The following is a 569-nucleotide window of genomic DNA, read 5'->3' as shown; positions in this document are numbered from 1 at the left end:
GAGGGGTTTGTCTGGGTAACTTACGGTGTCGAAAGTGATGCCCTGCGGGCCAGTTTGCCAACTAGCGATTTCAAACAAGGTTTGACCACGACGCACGTGACTTGCCGAGCTGATAATGGTCGCATGTTTGATGTTGTGGCGCGCCAAGGCGTAGCTGCTGAACAGGGCATTGCCTACCGTGCTGGTGGCGTAGTTTTCTTCGATGATGCGGTCTTTGCTGACTCCTTTTTCAATCAACCAGTCCGCCATCAATTTACCTTCGGTTTTGTGGTTCTTTGGTACGCCGCCCGTCAAAATAATTATCGCATCTGGGTTCGCTTTCGCCATTGCTAACGTGGTTTGTAGACGTTCGGCTAAGATTTGATGCATCGAGCCATCGGGATTGAGCGCATAACCCAAGGTAACAATCGCGCCTTTGTCGTCCAGTTTGCCTTTATCGGCTTTCTCTTTCAGCGGCGTTGCCAAAATGCGATCTACTGTGTCGAAGATGCGTTTGATGTCTGCTGCTTTACCAGCATTCAGTTTGGCCAGCGTTGTCATGTGTTGATCTGATTCGGCTTGATTGCCTT

1 protein-coding gene is annotated in these 569 nt (G+C 50.1%); it reads right to left on the bottom strand.

Annotated features, from left to right (window positions below):
- The coding region (locus tag R7Z49_RS26705; RefSeq protein WP_318112683.1) for a YdcF family protein at window positions 1–569 on the bottom strand (569 nt) is incomplete at both ends.

Origin of the sequence: Vibrio sp. 1562 (assembly GCF_033340155.1) — a bacterium.
Lineage (GTDB): Bacteria > Pseudomonadota > Gammaproteobacteria > Enterobacterales > Vibrionaceae > Vibrio > Vibrio alginolyticus.
The sequence above is the reverse complement of the archived record's forward strand: the minus strand, read 5'-3'. Positions and strand labels throughout refer to the sequence as shown.